Genomic DNA, 1,059 nt, shown 5'->3' with positions numbered 1-1,059 from the left:
CAAAACTGTCAAGGCCGGGTACATCGGGAATCAGCGGCTTGTTCAAGGGCCCGGTGGCCAGCACCACATGGCGCGCCAGCAGGCCGGGCTGGCCCTTGATGTCAATCTGCCAGCACTGCTCGGCAGGCAGCCAGCGCATTTGCTGCACGTCGGAGCCAAAGCGGATCAGGGGGCGCAATTGGTATTTGCCCACCACCCGCAGGATGTAGTCCTGGATTTCCTGCTGCTGGGGGTAGGGCCGTGTCCACTCGGTATTGGGCTCGAACGAAAACGAGTACAGGTGCGAAGGCACATCACAGGCGCATCCGGGGTAAACGTTGTCACGCCAGGTGCCGCCGACTTCCGCGCTGCGCTCCAGCATGACCAGCGACGGCACGCCGTCCTGGCGCAACCGGATCGCTGCACACAGGCCGCCAAAGCCTGCGCCCACAATGGCTACGTCAACTTGCTTCATGGCCGCACGGTAGCACAGCTGGCGCGGCGCCGAGTATCCGTGGTGACCACCCCACCGGCAAAACTCGGGTAAATTGCAGCCATGTCTTTGTCTGATTTGAGCCTCAGGGCGCGCGCCCCCAATTTTTCCCCGCCCGAGTTCCGAGCCGCACTGGGCATGTTTGCCACCGGTGTGACGATCGTGACCGCCCGCACCGCCGAGGGCGACCTCATCGGGCTCACCGCCAACTCGTTCAACTCGGTGTCGCTTGACCCGCCCCTGGTGCTGTGGAGCCTGGCCCGGGCGGCCGCGTCCCTGCCCGCCTTCAGTACCGGCTCGCACTACGCCATCAACATCCTGGGGGCGGATCAGAAAAATCTGGCCCGGCGTTTTGCGGCCAAGGGCGTGGACCGTTTTGCGGACGTGACGTTCATCGAAGGTGTCGGCGGCGCGCCGCTGCTGGCCGGGGCGGCGGCCACGTTTGAATGCTTCAACCGCAGCCGCTATGAAGAAGGCGACCATGTGATCTTTGTCGGCGAAGTGGAACGCTGCTCACACCGCGCCGGCGCCTCACCCTTGTTGTTTCACGGTGGCAAGTTCTACACCGAGCACCCTTTGTAGGGCGA

The 1,059-nt window shown here is 64.1% G+C and carries 2 protein-coding genes; one reads left to right on the top strand and one right to left on the bottom strand.

Annotation, left to right across the window (positions count from 1 at the left end; genetic code table 11):
• The coding region (locus B3V69_RS03645; protein ID WP_296443898.1) for a flavin-containing monooxygenase at positions 1 to 454 on the bottom strand (454 nt) is incomplete at its 3' end.
• 81 nt (positions 455 to 535) lie between these two features.
• On the opposite strand from B3V69_RS03645, the gene B3V69_RS03640 reads away from it, so the two are divergent.
• On the top strand, positions 536 to 1,054 hold the full coding sequence (locus B3V69_RS03640; protein WP_296443896.1) for a flavin reductase family protein: 519 nt from the start codon (positions 536 to 538) through the stop codon (positions 1,052 to 1,054).
• The last annotated feature ends 5 nt before the right edge of the window (positions 1,055 to 1,059 follow it).

This window comes from Rhodoferax sp. UBA5149 (assembly GCF_002413825.1).
Lineage (GTDB): Bacteria > Pseudomonadota > Gammaproteobacteria > Burkholderiales > Burkholderiaceae_C > Rhodoferax.
The sequence above is the reverse complement of the archived record's forward strand: the minus strand, read 5'-3'. Positions and strand labels throughout refer to the sequence as shown.

What these genes read in the sequence shown, in the direction of transcription:
- B3V69_RS03640 (WP_296443896.1), top strand. Translation starts at nt 536, where the DNA reads ATGTCTTTGTCTGATTTGAGCCTCAGGGCGCGCGCCCCCAATTTTTCC.